The sequence below is a fragment of the Candidatus Zymogenaceae bacterium genome, from assembly GCA_016931225.1.
Taxonomy (GTDB): domain Bacteria; phylum Desulfobacterota; class Zymogenia; order Zymogenales; family Zymogenaceae; genus JAFGFE01.
Map to the genome: position 1 here is coordinate 1 of JAFGFE010000024.1, position 17888 is coordinate 17888.

Annotated in this window: 15 protein-coding genes; 5 read left to right on the plus strand and 10 right to left on the minus strand. The window is 54.7% G+C overall.

From position 1 onward, the window contains the following. Positions 1–76 precede the first annotated feature (76 nt). Together JW885_10085 and JW885_10090 are read right to left on the minus strand one after the other, a co-directional pair. On the minus strand, positions 77–1042 hold the full coding sequence (locus JW885_10085) for a DUF4238 domain-containing protein (protein ID MBN1882509.1): 966 nt from the start codon (positions 1040–1042) through the stop codon (positions 77–79). Positions 1043–1179: 137 nt separating this feature from the next. Next, positions 1180–1677: a rubrerythrin family protein gene (locus JW885_10090; GenBank protein ID MBN1882510.1), complete on the minus strand. Its 498-nt coding sequence runs from the start codon at positions 1675–1677 to the stop codon at positions 1180–1182. Between the two features lie 349 nt (positions 1678–2026). Here JW885_10090 and JW885_10095 point away from each other — a divergent pair, with 349 nt between their 5' ends. Together JW885_10095 and JW885_10100 are read left to right on the plus strand one after the other, a co-directional pair. Beyond that, entirely contained in the window at positions 2027–3103 is a 1077-nt protein-coding gene (locus tag JW885_10095; protein MBN1882511.1) for a mechanosensitive ion channel family protein, read from the plus strand. After that, the gene (locus JW885_10100; protein ID MBN1882512.1) at positions 3087–3866 is read left to right on the plus strand and encodes a M23 family metallopeptidase; all 780 of its coding nucleotides are present in this window, start codon (positions 3087–3089) and stop codon (positions 3864–3866) included. The genes JW885_10095 and JW885_10100 overlap by 17 nt, the downstream gene beginning before the upstream one ends. Before the next feature lie 14 nt (positions 3867–3880). Here the strand turns inward: JW885_10100 and JW885_10105 are convergent, their stop codons facing one another. Then, positions 3881–4675, minus strand: coding sequence for a SpoIIE family protein phosphatase (locus JW885_10105; protein ID MBN1882513.1), 795 nt, complete (start codon positions 4673–4675; stop codon positions 3881–3883). A 384-nt stretch (positions 4676–5059) separates the two neighbouring features. Continuing rightward, positions 5060–7126, minus strand: a complete 2067-nt coding sequence (locus JW885_10110; protein ID MBN1882514.1) for a pentapeptide repeat-containing protein — start codon at positions 7124–7126, stop codon at positions 5060–5062. Between the two features lie 394 nt (positions 7127–7520). On the opposite strand from JW885_10110, the gene JW885_10115 reads away from it, so the two are divergent. The 3 genes from JW885_10115 (at position 7521) to JW885_10125 (ending at position 9125) form a co-directional block, all read left to right on the plus strand. Beyond that, the gene (locus JW885_10115) at positions 7521–8033 is read left to right on the plus strand and encodes a cache domain-containing protein (GenBank protein MBN1882515.1); all 513 of its coding nucleotides are present in this window, start codon (positions 7521–7523) and stop codon (positions 8031–8033) included. Positions 8034–8206: 173 nt separating this feature from the next. After that, a complete protein-coding gene (locus JW885_10120; protein MBN1882516.1) occupies positions 8207–8554 on the plus strand; it encodes a hypothetical protein in 348 nt (115 codons plus the stop codon). A gap of 64 nt (positions 8555–8618) precedes the next feature. Beyond that, a complete protein-coding gene (locus JW885_10125) occupies positions 8619–9125 on the plus strand; it encodes a hypothetical protein (GenBank protein ID MBN1882517.1) in 507 nt (168 codons plus the stop codon). 46 nt (positions 9126–9171) lie between these two features. On the opposite strand, the gene JW885_10130 is transcribed toward JW885_10125, so the two are convergent. The 6 genes from JW885_10130 to JW885_10155 all read right to left on the minus strand — a co-directional run bounded on the left by JW885_10130 (position 9172) and on the right by JW885_10155 (position 17877). Next, positions 9172–11406, minus strand: a complete 2235-nt coding sequence (locus JW885_10130; GenBank protein ID MBN1882518.1) for a UvrD-helicase domain-containing protein — start codon at positions 11404–11406, stop codon at positions 9172–9174. 59 nt (positions 11407–11465) lie between these two features. Continuing rightward, a complete protein-coding gene (locus JW885_10135; GenBank protein MBN1882519.1) occupies positions 11466–12119 on the minus strand; it encodes a TrkA family potassium uptake protein in 654 nt (217 codons plus the stop codon). 9 nt (positions 12120–12128) lie between these two features. Further along, positions 12129–13490 (minus strand): hypothetical protein, encoded by a 1362-nt coding sequence (locus JW885_10140; protein ID MBN1882520.1) that lies wholly within the window; start codon positions 13488–13490, stop codon positions 12129–12131. Next, positions 13491–15335, minus strand: a complete 1845-nt coding sequence (gene glmS / locus JW885_10145; protein ID MBN1882521.1) for a glutamine--fructose-6-phosphate transaminase (isomerizing) — start codon at positions 15333–15335, stop codon at positions 13491–13493. A 356-nt stretch (positions 15336–15691) separates the two neighbouring features. Beyond that, positions 15692–16411, minus strand: coding sequence for a hypothetical protein (locus JW885_10150; GenBank protein ID MBN1882522.1), 720 nt, complete (start codon positions 16409–16411; stop codon positions 15692–15694). A gap of 815 nt (positions 16412–17226) precedes the next feature. Further along, the gene (locus tag JW885_10155) at positions 17227–17877 is read right to left on the minus strand and encodes a cytochrome b/b6 domain-containing protein (GenBank protein MBN1882523.1); all 651 of its coding nucleotides are present in this window, start codon (positions 17875–17877) and stop codon (positions 17227–17229) included. Between the last annotated feature and the right edge of the window lie 11 nt (positions 17878–17888).

Consider the following 17888-nt stretch of genomic DNA (forward strand, 5'->3'; position numbering starts at 1 on the left):
ACGGTAGCCGAGGAAAGCGTAGCGTAGTATAGTAGAACCGTCTTGCAGGAAGGCAAACTGTCAACACAACTCGTGACTACCGCAATTCATAGCATTCAATAGGCCAATACATCTTAATTCTCTTTCCTTTGTGTTTGACAATATATTTCAGTAATCTCTCTGATTTAATCGATGAATATACAAACCTTTCTGTATTTACCATTGTCCCAAAATTGAGATCTCTTGTAACCTTGTTGCTTGTTTTGAAGTGAGCAATTCCTTTTAACTCACCTCTATATGCAATACTGGGCGTCATAGGAAATGTAGCTATCACATTCTGACTTTTCAATCTTTCAGGATCAAGGGACCAACTATTTCTATCAGGAACTTTATAAAATAACGGACTATCTGAAGTAAAGAATTTCTCACTATTCGCCTCAATAAAAGTCCAATTCATCATATAAAATAGTGCTGAGTAATAACCTGCCTTTTTTAAACCCAATATCAAGCTATCCTCACTCTTGAGAGATAATTCATGACCACTTACAACAAATTCTTTGAATTCTTTAAAAGAAGGAAATCCCTCTATTTCACCGAAATCATCCTCAAAACTTTTTTTAAACTTATCATATTTTTTTTCATCTTGAGCAACTATACGGTTAGTCATGTTCATATGTTCATAACAACTCTCTTCGAGCCCTGATCTAAAATGCGGTGTTCTAACTGCAGTTAAACCAAGAAATCGTGAAAATATTTTTCTTTCCTTATCAGTAATTCTGATTTTTTTTAGTTCTTTTGTGCTACAGATTTTGTTAAAAAACTTTTTTGTTTCACTCTCAATAACACTAAACTCATCTTCAAGTGTATTCGTATCGCGTGTGCCATCAGGTAAAGTTATAGCATGATAATATTTTCTATATCCTTCATTTAGTGGTGTAGATTTTCTTATTTCCTCTTTTTCCTTATCATAGACCCACAACGTATCCTTACCCTTGTATGGGTCAATAAAGTATTCTAAATAGAATACTGGTACGTAATGATGCTTCTTTTTCGTGTTGCTCATAAGAGAACCATCATTTTAAACACTGCATCAAGTATAACACACTTTATACTCAACCATTATGAATAAACACGAAAGAAAAAGCCGCCTTATCAGGCGGCTTACAATCCCTTCCCCGTCTCAACAATCCCTGCCCTTTCCTACGCAAATTCGTTGAACTTCTCCTTGGGCACCCCGCACACCGGACACTTCTCCGGCAGGACGCCGTCCGAAACGTAGCCGCAGACGGTGCAGACGTAGTAGGTGGTCTCCTCCTCCTCCATCAGGTGCCCCATGGCCTCCTTGTAGAGCTTGGCGTGCACCTCCTCCACGTCCCGGGACTGGGAAAAGATCGTCAACGCACGCTTGTCCTCCACTTTTGATGCCAGCTGTATCAGGTTGTCGTAGGCAACTCCCGCCACCTTGGTTTCTGATTCGAAGCTCTCCTGCAGGTTCTCCTCGGTGCTCTTGATCTCTTTCAGATACTTCAGCACCCGGGCGCCGTGGATGGTCTCGGAAAAGGCGATCACCTCAAAGAGCTTCGCCATCTGGTCGTAACCCTCCTCTCTCGCCTTTTCGGCGAAGAGACGAAGCCTCAAAACCGCCTTCGCCTCACCGATGTACGCCTGGAACATCCCATCTTTTATTTTCTCGTCCATACGTCCTCCCGATTCGTGTGTTCGTGCGAGTATGGCTTCCGTTACAAAGCGGGTGCTATTGTATCAAACGGCGGACGTCTTTTCCAGATGAAAATCAAAAGATGAATGACCAAGAGGGATAAACTTCCTCCCTTCGGGGATACACCGGAATCAGCATGTCGTATTGTGTTTCTATTGCACGGCATGCGGATAGTCTCTCATTTCGCCCCGGTTGGATTCGCCTCGCCCGTTGACTTTCATCGTTAAAAGACATAGAATGATATATTATTTTAAAATCAAGACGGCGGCGATCCACGCCCTCACATTCCAGTCGCCGTCACACGAGAACATGTACACAAAGGATTGGTAAATGCTGTTTCAAAACATCCTCAACGACGTGACCGGTTTTTTTACCATACTCCCCTGGCTTCCCCCCGCTCTGTTTATTGTGGGAGGGCTTGTTTTGGGGATCATTTTCGAAAAAATCATCCTCAAAAAGATAAACAAATTCGTCAGCAGGACCGATTGGGAGGTCGATGACTTTCTCGTCCAGTCACTGAAGGGCGTGACCGTCCTCTTCTTCGTGGTGGGCGGCATTTACGGCGCCCTGGCGTACTTCGACCTCCCGGAGAAAACAAGCATCATCGCAAACAAGGCGCTTCTGGTCATTCTCATCCTGGCGATCACGATCGTCGCGGCCCGGATTGCCGTCGGTCTGACCCAGTTTTACAGCAACCGCATCAAGGGGGAGTTTCCCTCGTCTTCGATACTGACGTATGTCATTTACGGGATTGTGATCATCATCGGGGTGCTCATCATCCTTCAATCCCTGGGTATCTCCATCGCGCCGCTCCTCACCGCCCTGGGCGTCGGCGGCCTGGCGGCGGCCCTTGCGCTGCAGGATACGCTCTCCAACGTATTCGCCGGGATACAGATTATCATCTCCGGCCAGATCAAGCCCGGGGACTACATCGAGCTCTCCGGCGGCGAGGCGGGATACATCACCGATATCTCCTGGCGTTACACCGTTATCCGGGCCATCTCCAACAACATGATCATCGTGCCCAACTCCAAGCTCTCCACATCGATTATCACGAACTACCACAAGCCCCAGCAGGAGATGTCCGTGCTCATGCCGGTGGGTGTTGCGTATGACAGTGACCTGGAGCATGTTGAGCGGGTGGCCATCGAGGTGGCCCGGGAGGTGATGAAAGAGGTAGAAGGGGGGGTGCCGGAGTACGAACCCCTGGTGCGCTACAACGAATTCGGCGATTCTTCCATCAACTTCAACATTGTGATGCGCACTCAAGAGTACACCAACCAATACCTGCTCCGACACGAGTTCGCAAAGCGGCTCCACCGCCGGTTCAACCAGGAAGGCATCGAGATACCGTTCCCCATCAGGACCATCTACATGGCGGAAGACAAAGATGACACCTCGAAGTAGACATCGGCTTTCGGTGCTCATTGGGCTGGGAGCAGCGGTGGTGTTCTTTTCTTTCGCATCCGCCCAACAGACACCTCCTCTCGAAACCTGGGGAAGCGTACAGGGAGTCACCCTCACCGCACCGTTTTCGGATATGGAAACGCGCGAGCTCCTTGACATTTCCCTGGGCGCCATGCCCCGGGACCTGGTACGGGACGGTCTTCCCTGGTTCGGGGCGGTCAGGGATGATTTTCTGGGAAAGCCGAGAAGCCACCGGGGGCTGGACTTTTACGGGGAGGGAATGGAAATCCGCGCCATGGCCGACGGCCGGATCATCGCCAACAGCACGACCAAGACGGCGGGGTACTACGTGAAGATCGACCACGGCTCCGGTGTCAAGACCATCTATATCCACCTGGATGAACCGTACGACGGCCCGGACACGATCAAGCGGGGAGACGTCCTGGGCATAACCGGCACGAGCGGAAACGCCGTCTCGCCGCAGCTTCACCTGGGCGTCTCCGTCGACGACGTCTACATCGATCCCATCGACATCCTGTATGAATCGTCGGGCGAGGAGGCGAGGGAGACGATCGATTATTACCGATCCCTCATGAGCGCCAAGGAGGCGGCCCGCGATCGGCTGGTGGCGGCCTTTTTAAGCGATGATGAGACGACGCGGACGGCCGAATATGAAGAGGCGTTATTCATCCTCTCGATCATCGCCCACGACCGAAACATCTCTCTCTGGCTGGAGAATGCGGATCCGCCCACCGATCGATGATCGCAGATCAACTCTTAACCGGCTCGCTTGGAAAGGATTCTATCCATCAGGAGCGCCCTCCCCTCGTTCCGGTTCACATCTTCCGTGTTCATCATGGCGGGCCGGGCCACCACAAGACCGATATCGTCGAAGCGGGAATGCGCCGATTCGACCAAAGCCACGATCCTCGCTGAAATCCGATGGGGACAGCCGATATCCTGGGGGAGGGCCACATGTCGGGTAATGAAATCCGCGGTGTTCAGCCCGTGGGATCGGGCGAGATCGGTGATCCCGTCGGTGGAAAGCACAACGATACTCCGATCATCGAGGGATATCAGCTCCGTTTGAAAAAGATGCGGCGATCTGCCGATAAGAAAATGGTTGGTGTGGGAAAGCTGCGTCACCTCGCCGGTGTCCGACGAGAGGGCGTATACGAGGCTGTCGCCGGTGTGAAGGAGTATCGTCTGCCCGTCGGAGCCGAAGATCAGCGCCGAAAATGTGGTGCTGTCGTGATAGTCGGATTTCTTGACCAGCTCGTTCGTCCTGGTGACGATGTCGTCAAACCGATCCCCGACAGCGATCCGCGCGTCTCCCGCACAGCATACATCTATTACTTCCGCGATGAAGCGCTTCAAAAACCGGGACGACGCGGTGGGATTCTTGTCCGGACCATCGGCCACCGCAAGCACGCCCGCGACCAGGTCCACGAAGACGGCATCACCCACGTGCCCGTTGTACGATCCCCCGGGGATGACACGGCGTGCGCCGGGGATCAGCGAAGCGGAAACCGCCCCCTGTCGTGTAAATATGTCAACATCATCAAGATTCATAGCGAAAGGCCGTTCCCCCGTCCCACCCCCGCTCGTGCGGGATATTCAAAAAACAATGGAAGTAAACAATCTATTGTACTCGAACCTGTGCAAAATGCAACCCGAATCGTAACTCCAAAAACAGAGTGGTCATACCGCACGCTGGGTGAGGAGATCTCCTTCGTATCACCCCGACCGTAACCGGTGAAAAACAGTCTTGCCAAGCCCTTCCGATCCGAATTTGAAGCGATCGAATCGCGCGCACATTATTCGATGCTTCCACCCGTCCCGTCTGGAGGTACCCTCCCCCGCCGGACGAAACATGATATACCGACCGATCGCTAAAAATTTCCTCAACGAAACGAATGGAGTGGACAGGCGGGCCGTCGCCGGGGAAGGAATCGATCAACGGCCGCTCATGCGGTATTTCCTGATAAACGAGGCAAGGAATAATCCGAGGAACATCAGGAGAAGGAGTATTTCACAGGTCAACGCGAACGAGCCGAGAACCGGATCGATCACGCTGTATGAATGGTTGATGACCCTGTTGAAAAAGAGGGAAAACACCACCGAGACACCCGCACTGTAATCCCCGAGGAAACCATCCAGGAAGAGCACCCCATTGCCGAATCCCTCATACTTGATCATTCCTCCAGGGAGATATGACGGGACGGGCTCCGCCATGGGATTGAGGACGATGATCGATCTGTTGTCGGGCCCCTCCACTATTTCCGCGGTGATATTGTTGGGATACGTGATGGGATCGACACCCTCCGGCGCGATACCGATCTTCAAGAAGACCAGGCCGAACAGCGCCACCACCGCCGCCGCCCAGAGGAGGGCGCGAAACGGCCGCTCGCCGTAGAGACAGAAGAGGCGATACAGCCGCAATACAATCCTGGACCACGGTTTTTCCCCCGCCTCCCGACGGCGCATCTCCAGGGAGCCGGCGAAAAAGTCCCCGGCGTCGTGATATCGATGGGCGGATATGTAGTTCTGGCCCATCTGGTTGTACAGGCCGTATACGTCCCAGTGGTTATCCTCTTTCGGTGCTGTCAGAACCAGAAGCCGGTTTCTCAAACGAAAAAGCCCCCGTTTCACCGGAGATGAGAGTATCTGGTTGTCAACGGAATACTCCGGCATAACCCGTTCAAGGGCGCGCCGGATACCGTCCCAAATCGGTATGCCCTGAATGAATCCCGCCAGGTGCCGTACAAATCTCCCCCGGTGCTGAAACAGCTCGTCGAAGAGCTTCATCCTTCCCGGGGCGTATGAGGAGCCGTATGATCGCCCGTTCCAGGTAACATCGACAAAATGTATGCCCTGAAGGTTTGTTCGCAGGAATCGACACCGCCCCAGGTCAACCCGCTCGAAGGTGACACGATGCGGGTGCTCGAACAGGATGTCTGTAAATTCCCCCCAGACGCCGGGCCAGAATATCCTCCCCTCGAAGACGGTCCTGCCGGTTCCGGAGAACTGGGATCCCGAAAAGGAGACGCCGCCCTGACAGGCGAAATCCGGATTTTTGAAAAATACCGCCCCATCTCCCAGAAACTGGGCCTTGGAAAAGTTCGCCTGGCCGCTCCCCTCAACGACCATGCCGGAAAAATCGTTCTTCGCCTTCGAGGTAAACTGGGCCATGGAAAAATTCACCCCGCCGTCGCAGGAGAAATTGGCCTTGCTGAAATTGACGCCGCTCCGGGCGGAAAACGTCGAGAGGGAAAAATTCGCCTCGCCGGCGCCCTGGAACTTGGCGCCGCCGAAATCGGCTACGCCGCCGCCCCGAAACTGCACCAGGGAAAAATTCGCCCCGCCGTCGCCCAAAAAACGGGTTCCGTTGAAATGGATTCCCTTGCCGTCGAATTCGGCGAAATGGAAGTCAACGATGACGGCGCCCGAAAAATCCGCCAGCTTGAAGTCCGCCCCCCCCTCGGCGGTGAACTTCGCCCAGGTAAAATCAACCCGGCCGCTGCCGGTGAATTCCGTCCGGGAAAAATTAACGGCACCTGTGCCCTCGAATCGTCCCATTCTGAAATTCGCGCCGCCGTCACCGGTGAAGTGCGCCCCGGAAAAATTGACGCCGCCGTCGGACAGGAAGGCCGCCTCGATAAAATTCGCGCCGCCCTCTCCGGTAAACCGGGCGCCGGAAAGCTGAACCGGACAGAGGAAGGTGGCCTTGGAGAACGCAGCATTGATGAACGTCAGTACGCCGTCCCCTTCAGCCTCCCGGGTGAAATCGGGAAAAGAGAAATCCGCAGGGAATACAAATCCGACAAACAGGTGTTCGCCGGTTTTGTACAACTTCAAAAGCTCTTTGGTAAAGTCGTCTGTGTTCTTTTTTTCGCTGGTGCTGTGGAATATGCAGAATGATTCGCCGGAGGGATCTTTCTTCGGCATTGCCTTGTGCGGACACTGATAGGAAACGTATTTTTCCTTTGTCAGATCGAAGTAGTTCGTTGTATAGTCGCACATGGGTAAAACCGCCTCCGCGCATACGTCAGACAGGCGCACAAAACGCCACAGTCATGAGAGCACGCCGTCTGCATATATTTATAGCACAGAAACGGGCCTTGCGTAAACAAAAACTACAAAAAACTATTACGTTTTCTCTCAAGTCAAATGGTAACTTCCGATTTTAGTATACGGTGGGTACGATTTTCGGTGTTATGATCGGATGGATGACCGACCGTACACAAAAAAGGACAAGAACGTGCGCTTCGGTGCGGGGTCATGACAATGGGTATCAAAACGGTTTTATTATTTTTCCTTTTTCCGGAACACCTCTCCCGTGCATAAAAGCGTTTGCCTTATTCGTATAATCAAGATATAGTATACCCCAATGTCATTTTTTTATCGGGAGGTGGACATGAAAAAGGGAATGATCCTCATTATATGTATCCTTATGCTTGCTTTTTCCTCCTTCGTAATCGCCCAGGACGCGGTGACTCCGCAGGACGTCGTCGACAAGGTCACAGAGGCCGCGGCGTTCCTGGCGGAAAACGGAGAAGAGGGCCTGAGCGCATTCAACCAGGCCGACGGTCCCTGGGTCTGGGGCGGCACGTATGTGTTTGTATTCGACTGCGATGCGGGAGTCATCGCCGCCCATCCGAACAACGATCTCGTCGGTGTGGAGCTGGGATCCCGGGAGGATGTGAACGGCTTCAAATACAACCTCGCCCTGTGCGAGGAGGCGGGCAAGCCGAACGGCGGCTGGGTTGAATACTGGAGGCCCACCGATACCATGGACGCCGAGGGAAACCAGGAATACCGACGGAAAATCTCGTACATTGTGAGCGTGGACGGACAGCCCTATCAGGTGGGCGCCGGCATCTACGAGCCGGACATGACCGTCGACGAACTGAACGCCCTGACCGAATAGTTCTGAATACCATTCATACGGATACAAGACGGCCGGTGAATCGAGCGAAAGCGGCGATGATTTACCGGCCGTCATATGCCTGTAGTGAAGCGCTCGGCGGGGGAACATTGATGACCCGGTACCGCCTCCGGATGTCGTGGTGCAGGGTGATCAATTCGATACAGTAAAAAAATATGGAAGAGACGAAAAAAAGACGCATCATCGTCGGATCCGCGCCCTTTTTCCCGCCCCTTGAGGCGGGGGAACGGCTCACCGTCGTCATTGAAGGGATACGGCTGAGAGAGGTCGTCAAGGCCATTGAAACCGCAGATGAAGTCGTCAGCTTTTGCGGTCACGAAGACTCGGCGCATTACCTGGGAGTCGAGCTGAATCGGGAGGCGGCGCCCCGGGAATATTTCAGACACGGCATCGTATGGGTGGGAATTCGTCCCGTCAAGCGGCCCATGCCCGGGGAGGAGGTTGATGTCTTCAGCGAACGATTCGTGGGATGGCGCATGACATTCCTTGAAGAAGACCGGTAAGCGCACGTTATATCAGCCCGATACACAATCGAACATCGAGCATTTTCCGATACAGGAGTTCTTCATGAAACGGATCGGAGCCGCAGGCAGAAAATGGCTCAACGGAACGCATATGTTTTTTGCATCGGCATGGGTGGGGGCGGCCGTCAGCTTAACGACTCTTCGCTTGTTTTCACTGAACACCGGCGTGCAGGCCAACGGCGATATCCTCTATGCCGTGAACGCATGTATAAAGCTGATCGATGATGCGATCATCATACCGGCGGCACTGGGGACGCTCCTGACCGGTTTTTTGATCAGCCTGTTGACTCCCTGGGGTTTTTTCACGTATCGGTGGGTGACGGTCAAGTGGGTGGTGACACTCTCGACGATTCTCTTCGGCACTTTTTTTCTCGGACCCTGGGTCAACGAGCTGACGGCGCTGGCCGATACCCTCAGGGCGGCGGCCTCGTCCGAACGGATATTTCATATCCTGCTTTTTCGCCACACCCTCTGGGGCGGCGTTCAGACCGTGATTCTCATCGCCGCGGTGTTTATCTCCGCCGTCAAGCCATGGGGCAAGAAAGGGTAAAAAGGCACCGCCGGGCCGGCGAATTGATCGATGGGGGATCTCTTTTTTATGATAGTATCTCGATGGGAGCGTAGCCGGTGACCACCTTCTTTATGCCGATGCCGGAAAACAACACCGTCAGCTTGTATCGATCCCCCTGGGGCTCGATCCCCTTGATGACGCCGATACCGAACTCCGGGTGCCGGATGCGCCCGCCGATTATATAACCACCCCCGCCGCCGGTATCGTCCGAGAAGTAGTCGTCGACGGTCATGTCCCGCTGGGCGTAGGATCGATCTATCACCAGATCTCCGCCGTAACTTTTTGGAGTGCTCTCCCACGTTTCTCCGTCATCCCTCCCCCACAGGTGAGTGCCGGAAGATTCATATTTCAGGTATGCGGGGTCGATCTCACCGATGAATCTCGATACAGCATTAAATCTCTGGGAGCCGAACACCCTCCGGCGCCGGGCCGACGTCGTGTAGAGCCTCTCCTTCGCCCTGGTCATTCCGACGTAACAGAGCCGCCGCTCCTCCTCGATATCGTCCTGGGATTCCAGGGTTCTGCTGTGGGGAAACAGCCCCTCCTCCATACCGACCAGGAAAACCACCGGAAACTCAAGGCCCTTCGCGCTGTGTATGGTCAAGAGCGATACCCGGCCGATTCTCTCATCCATTTCATCAACGTCACTGACCAGAGCCACCTGGTCCAAAAAATCGATCAGCCCGGCCTCGGGATTTTGTTCCTCGTACTCGCTGACCGCCGTGGCGAATTCCCTCAGGTTGTCCACCCTTCCTTCCGCCTCCACCGTCCCCTGGGATCGGTAATGATCGAGAATACCGGATTCGTTTATGGCCGTCATGACCGCTTCGTACGGGCCGCCCGCCACAGACACCCGCTCGACGGCATTGAGAAACGACGCAATTCCCTGAGCCGCTTTTCCGGCTATCGTCTTTTCCGCCAAAGCCCGTTTGCACGCGCTGAACAGCCCCACGTCGGCGTCAGATGCGATACGCTCCAGCCGCTCGATGGTTTTACTCCCCACCCCCCGGGGAGGGGTGTTCACCGCCCTGAGAAAGCTGACGACATCACTCGGCGATGCGGAGAGCCTCAGGTACGCCAGGACGTCCTTTATCTCCTGACGCTCATAGAAGCGGACACCTCCCACCACCTGGTACGCTATCCGGGCGGACAACAGGGCGTCCTCGAACAGTCTCGACTGGGCGTTTGTCCGGTAAAACACGGCGAAGTCGGCCGGATCGTATTCCTCGCCGGAGATCAGATCATCAATGGTCTCCACCACGAAGGCGGCCTCCGCGTGCTCGTCCTCCCCCTCGGCATAGACGACCGGCTCCCCCGTGTCGTTCTCGGTATAGAGGGTCTTCCCCTTTCGTCCCAGGTTCTTTTCCACCACGGAGTTCGCGGCGGCGAGGATGTTCTTCGTCGACCGGTAGTTCTGCTCGAGCTTCACCACAACGGCGCCGGGGAAATCCCGTTCGAAATCCAGGATGTTGTTGAGATCCGCCCCCCGCCAGCGGTAGATGGACTGATCGTCGTCACCCACGACACACAGGTTTCCGTGGAGGGCCGCAAGCCGCCGCACCAGCTCGTACTGGGCGGTGTTGGTGTCCTGATACTCGTCCACCAGCACGTGGAGAAACCGCTCCTGGTATCCGGCCCGCACCTCCGGGTGTTCATCAAACAGCCTCACCGTCTGCATGATGAGATCGGAAAAGTCCATGGCGCCGGATTTTTCCAACTCGCGCTGGTATCGTGTGTAGACCTTCCCGATCCGGGCCGTCATCGGATCCCGGGCCTGATCGAGAAACGCGATGGGTGTAACCAGCTTGTTTTTCGCCTGCTCGATGTAGTAGCCTGCGAGCTGGTGGCTGAGGAACTTTTCGTTGATCTCCAGCTCCTTCAGGCACCGGCGCAACAGGGAGCGGCGGTCGGCGTCGTCGAAGATCACGAAATCAGGGTTGACCCCGAGGATGTTCGCCTCAATCCTGAGAACCCTCAGACAGAAGGAGTGGAAGGTCGAAAGCCACATCCCTCCCGATCGATCGGGCACAAGACTCAGCACCCGCTCTTTCATCTCCCGGGCCGCCTTGTTGGTAAAGGTGACGGCCAGTATGCGGTCGGAAGGTGTGCCGTTTTCGATTAGATAGGCGATGCGGTGGGTCAGTACCCTGGTCTTGCCGCTGCCGGCCCCGGCCAGTATTAAAATAGGGCCGCCGGGCATGGTCACCACCCGCCTCTGGGTTTCGTTGAGATGTGAAAGAATACGCTCTGAGTGTGTCACGATGGTATGATGTCCGCCGTCCGGAAAGGACGGTGTGTGTTGAATGAATTGAGAGTGGGCTACAGGTTTTTCAGCTTGTCGAGGTCCTGGTCGCGGCCCAGAATGACCATGATGTCGCTGTCCTTTAGAACGAAATCCGCCTCGGGGTTGAGCACCAGGCGTTCGGGCACCAGCTCCTTGATGGCGATGACATTGATGTCAAAGCGCTTCCTCAGGTTGAGTTCCAAAAGGCTCTTTCCCGTAAAGGCCTGGGGAACCGATGTTTCCTGGATACTGTATCCCTCCGATACCGGGAGATAGTCCAGGACGTTGGGCCGGGAGAGGTTATGGGCGACTCGATGGGCCATGTCCTTCTCCACATGGATAACCTCGGTCACGCCGAGGCGCTTGAGGATCTTCCCGTGGTCCTCGCTGATGGCCTTGACCCATATCTCCTTCAATCCCAGCTCCTTCAGGTGCAGAGAGACGAGGATAGACGCATCCATCTTTTCGCCGAGGCTCACGATCGCCACGTCGGCGTCCTCCACCCCCAGGGCCGTCAGGTTCGCCGACACGGTGGCGTCGGTCACCACCGCCTGGCTGGAATGATCCTGGATGCGCTGGATGACCTCCTTGTCCATGTCGATGGCCGTCACCTCCTGCCCCAGCTGGTACAGGGTCTTGGCGACGTTGAAGCCGAACTTCCCAAGACCGATCACCACGAAACTTCTCATACGTCTCTCCTATCCCACCAGTATGTTTTCCTCGGCATACACATAATCGGCCGTGTGCGCCCTCCGTTTCAGGGCCATCAGCACCGTCAGAGGCCCCAGGCGCCCTACGAACATGGTCAGGGCGATGAACGCCTTGTTGATCGTCGTCAGGTACGGGGTAATTCCCGTGGAAAGACCCACCGTTCCGAACGCCGATATCACCTCGAATAAGGAGGCGACGAAATAATCCCGCTCCATGAACACCCCGGTTCCCTGCCGCACCTCCGAGACGAGGATGCACATGGTGACCACCATCACCAGGGCCATGGATGTTGCCAGGATGGCCTGGGCCTGAGATATGGTCTCCTCCGGTATGGTGCGACGAAAGGCGAAGACGTGATCCTGTCCCTTGTATCGCGATATAATCAGGAACCAGATCACCGCCAGGGTGCTGGTCTTGACCCCTCCCCCCGTGGAGCCGGGAGAGGCGCCGATGAACATCAGAATGATGAGGGCGAAGATCGTTGGATTCGCCAGCTCCGAGACCCGGATGGTGTTAAAGCCGGCGGTTCGGGCGGTGACGGACATGAACAGCGAATCCATGATCGACGGGATCAAACCCTCGCTTTCGAGGGTATTGTATTTCTCGAAGACGAATACCAGCGCCGCACCCGCCACGATGAGCAACAGGGAGGTGAGCAGAACCATCTTTGAATGAATCGTAACACGATGCGCCCGTTTCATGCGGATATACTGCATCACGTCGTCGATTACGAAAAAGCCGAGCCCGCCCGTAACAATGAGCACCATCAGCGTCCCGGTGGCCAGGTAGTCGGTCCTGAGCCCTTCGAAGCTGGTGCTCATGAGGGAAAAACCGGCGTTGCAGAATCCGGAAATTGAATGAAACAGCGCATAGAATATCGCCTGTGGGAAATCACCGTCGGTCACGGACAGCATGGGGACGAACAGAAACAGCGCCCCCAAAAGCTCCACGGCCAGGGTGAAGGAAACAATGGTGCGAAACACCCCCCAGGCGTCCAGCGCCGCATGGGGCGTCATCAGGGCGGAAAACATCGACTTCTGTCCCACGCTTGCGCGCCCCATAAACACCATCGCAAACAACACCGAGAAAAACACGATCCCTATGCCGCCCAACTGGAACATCGCCAATATCACCACCTGGCCGACCAGGGTAAAATCGGTTCCGGTGTCCAGCACCGTCAGGCCGGTCACGCACACGGCGCTGGTGGCGGTAAACAGGGCGTCGATGAAAGAGATGTGTCCCGCCGTCGTGAAGGGAGGTAACAGAAGCACAAACGTCCCCGTCAGGATGGTCAGGATAAACCCCGACAGCATCAGGCGGGAGGGATTTGTTTTGTAATAAATGATCATCTACTCTACGGTGACGCTCTTGGCGAGATTCCGCGGCTGATCCACATCGGTCCCCTTGAGATCCGCAACATGATAGGCAAGAAGCTGCAGAGGAATCGCCAGCACGATGGGCGTCAACATCGGATCGGTCTCGGGTATGTAGATGATATCGTCCGACAGCACTTCATCGCCCTTCATCCGTATTCGGTCGTCTCCGGTATTGGCGATGGAGATTACCATACCGTCCCTGGCCTTGACCTCCTCAATATTGGCCAGGACCTTGTCATAGGTGCTGTTCCTGGTGATCAGAACCACCACCGGCATCTCCTCGTCGATCAGGGCGATGGGACCGTGTTTCATCTCGCCGGCGGGGTACCCCTCGGCATGGATATATGAAATCTCCTTCAGCTTCAGCGCTCCCTCCAGAGCGAGGGGATAGTTAACGTTTCGTCCCAGATAGAGAAAATTCCTGGCGTTCATATACTTCCTGGCGGTATCCCGGATGGTGTCGCTGTCCGACAGAACCTTCTCGACATATCCGGGCACCTTGATCAACTCCAAAATCCGCTCCCGCAACTGGTTCTGGTTGAGCCTCCCCAGCACCTGGGCGAAATAGAGGCTCATCAGATACAAGGACACAAGCTGAGTGGTGAACGCCTTGGTGGAAGCAACACCGATTTCCGGTCCGGCGTGGGTATAGATAACGCCGTCGGCCATCCGGGCGGCGCTGGACTCCACCGCGTTGCAGATGGTCATCAGATAGCATCCCTTCTCCCTCGCCTCCCGCATCGCCGCCAGTGTATCGGTGGTCTCCCCGGACTGGGTGATGGAAACCAGAAGCGTTTTCTGTCCAACGATGGGATCACGATAGCGGAACTCGCTGCCCAGCTCAATATCCGTTGGTATCCTGAGCATCTGTTCCATAATGAATTTGCCCACCAGTCCCGCATGCCACGAGGTCCCGCAGGCCACGATCATGATCTTCTCGATATCTTTTATCTGGTCGTTGGAGAGACCAATCTCCGGCAGGATCACCTCGCCGCGCTCCTCGGAAATCCGTCCCCGAATCGTATCGATGATGCCCTGGGGCTGCTCGAAGATCTCCTTGAGCATGAAGTGCTTGTATCCCCCCTTCTCGGCCATGACCGGGCTCCAGTCGATACGGCGGGGGCTCTTCTCCTTGACGTCGCCGTTGAGATCGGTAATGGTAATTGCGTTGTCCCGGTACTGAACCACTTCGCCGTCATCGAGGAAGATGAAATCCCTGGTGTGACTGATGAGGGCGGGCACGTCGGACGCGATGAAAAACTCACCGTCGGAGAGGCCCACCACCAGGGGGCTCTCGTTGCGTGCGCCTATCAGCGTGTCCGGCTCGTCCTCGTTGAGAATTCCAAGGGCGTAGGATCCCTCGATCATCTTCAACGCGTTTATCACGGCAATGCGAAAATCGTCTCCCTTCTGGATGAAGCGATATATCAGGTGAGTGATGACCTCGGTATCGGTTTCGGAGGAGAAGACGTGTCCCTCGTCCAGCAGGAGCTCCTTGAGCTGCAGGTAGTTTTCAATAATGCCGTTGTGAACCACGACGACCGGCCCGGCCTTGTGAGGATGGGCGTTTTCGTCCGACGGCTTTCCGTGGGTCGCCCAACGGGTGTGCCCGATGCCGACGTTCCCATCGAAGGAATTGGCGGACACCATATCTTCCAGTACGGCCAGCTTCCCCTTGCTGCGGGTGATTTTCACCTCTCCACCATCGACGACGGCGATACCCGCCGAATCATACCCTCGATATTCCAGCCGCTTCAAACCGTCCAAAAGCAGCCTCGTCACCTTCTTGGGACCTATATAGCCAACAATGCCGCACATCGTCTGCGCTCCATTATGAATGAAAAAACATATTCCACAATCCACCGGCAGTGCCGGCCCACTTTATAGCGGCGGGCCAAAGCGTATGGGCAAAAAGAAATGGTACGGGAGCCGTGGGCTTGTTGCATTGTTGCCGCATTGCCGCTGTGTATCCCCCATCCTTGTCTCCACCCCTGTCATCACGTTTCACTGCTATATTGACCGCAGGCATCGCCTGCCCACCACTACCCCGGCGGCCGACCCTGTCGGTCCATTATATCGACAGTCGGCACTGCCGACCCACCACTATAACGGCCGCAGGCACCGCCTGCTCACCACTATATTGGCGTCCTACCCTGTCGGCCCACCCCCACTTATTATGTGTCTTTTTTCCCTTTTCGTGAACGAACCCCCCGCTCTGGGTAGTTCGTCTGCCGCGATCGGGATACCGCCAGGGCGTTCGGCTCCACATTCCTGGTGATGGTCGAGCCGGCGCCGATGAGGACGTCATTCCCGATCGTCACCGGGGCGACGAGCTGGGTATCGGAACCGATAAAGACGCGATCGCCGATGACGGTTTTGTGTTTGTTGACACCGTCGTAATTGCAGGTAATGGTTCCCGCCCCCACGTTCACGTCTCTTCCGATCTCCGAATCCCCGATGTAGCTCAAATGGTTGACCTTTGAGCCCTGTTCTATTTTTGACTTCTTCGTCTCGACAAAGTTCCCGATCTTCACCCCATCGGCCAGTTCCGTGCCCGGTCTCAGGTGGGCGAAGGGCCCGATGGCGACGTGGTCGCCGATGGTGGACTCGGTGATGTAGCAGCACATCTTCACCGTCACCCCGTCACCCAGCATTGCATCCCGAATCATCACATTGGCCTCGATGACACAACCGCTCCCAATGCTCACCTCCCCCTCGATATAAACATCCGGATAGATCAGCGTGTCGGCGCCGATGGATGCACCGCCCGTGATATACACCCGATTCGGATCGATGAAGCGAACTCCCTCACGCTTAAGGCGCTCTATGGTCTTTTCACGGTCTTCAAACGGGTCGTGTGGTTTTTCCTGTCTTTTTTTATCTCCCGGTGTCATATATATTCCTTGAATATTTCCGACAGTATCCGGCCGTCAGGAGCCGACTTCTCAGATAGTGGTAGACCAGCAGGGCTGGCTGTCAATAGAGTGATGGAACAGAGCGCTTGGGGCGGGAAGAATTCTCATGTAATCCGCGGGCTTGTTGCATTGTTGCGAAATTATCGCTGTGTATCCCCCATCCTTGTCTCCGACCCTGTCGTTTCACTCCACCACCACAACGGCCGCAGGCACCTCCGACCCACCATATAAAAAAGGGCCGTATATATGCGCCGCAGCGTAAGTCGTATATCCAAACTCCGCTGGGGACAGGCCCGTTCCAACTGGTTATACTATCTCTGAAACGGATGGAAAGTCAAGAACTCTTTTTCCGGTGGGCGTCGGAACAGGGGACAGACACGGTCCGCTCAAAAAAAAATACGGATATACGGGAGAAAAAGCACGGGAGCAATGTGTGGCGTTGAAGGAAGGCATAATGCCCTCATGTGCTGCGGGTATCGTTATCTGACGGCGGATCGCAGGATGTTTTTTATAGGGCATGTTTCCACGACACCGATGATGCTTCGGGCTTGTAATCGTTTTCCGCGAAGAACGACTCACCATGTGTCATGATGTTTTTCAGGATTAATTCCCCTCCCCCTCTCAAGGAAGCGGGATCCCCAGCTTCGCCGGACAGGCTGAACCGGTTAGACAGATTGGACGGACGGATACGACAATCGGGATGATTCATATCTTCGAGATTGTTGTACACTATTCTCACAGCCTGTCCAGCTCAGCTGGGATTTTACTGCATACTATTCTGTACGATTCCCTCCCTATTCTTTTACCTCCACCAGCTCCCGCTCTACCCACAGCGGTGATGCCTCTTTCGCCTTCTCGTATGGTATTCTCCCATCGAGAAACATCGATTTGAAATCATCAAACATATAGATCCCAAGAAAGACGTGCACCAGCAGGAACAGAATCAATCCCCATCCGACAATAAGGTGGAGATGACCGAACCACAGAGTCAGACCCCGGGGCAAAACGTGCGGAAGCGCCCATAATCCCCATCCCGTCCAGAGCAACAACGCACCTCCGATGATGACGCACACCCCGAAGAGCTTTTGCCCGGAGTTATATTTCTCCATGGGGGGAACCTCGACTTTTTTCCTCAGAATGAATTTCTGCGGATAGCCGCCGAGCACCGCAAACCATTTCAAATCGTTTTTGTTTACGGCGAAAACCCTCTTGATAAACAACGCCACCTTGTCAAACCCGATGAGGAGATACCCGATGACATCGATCGTCAGAATAACGCCGAGGACGACATGTATCTTCATCCAGGTATTCATGGCCTGTTCACCGAAGGGGTCGAAAAAAAGCACAAGGCCGGAAAGTGCAAGAACCACGAAACTCGGCGCCAATACATAATGAAACATCCGTACGGCCGTTGAGTGCTTCAATATCCATTCATTTTCGCCCATAGGACATACTC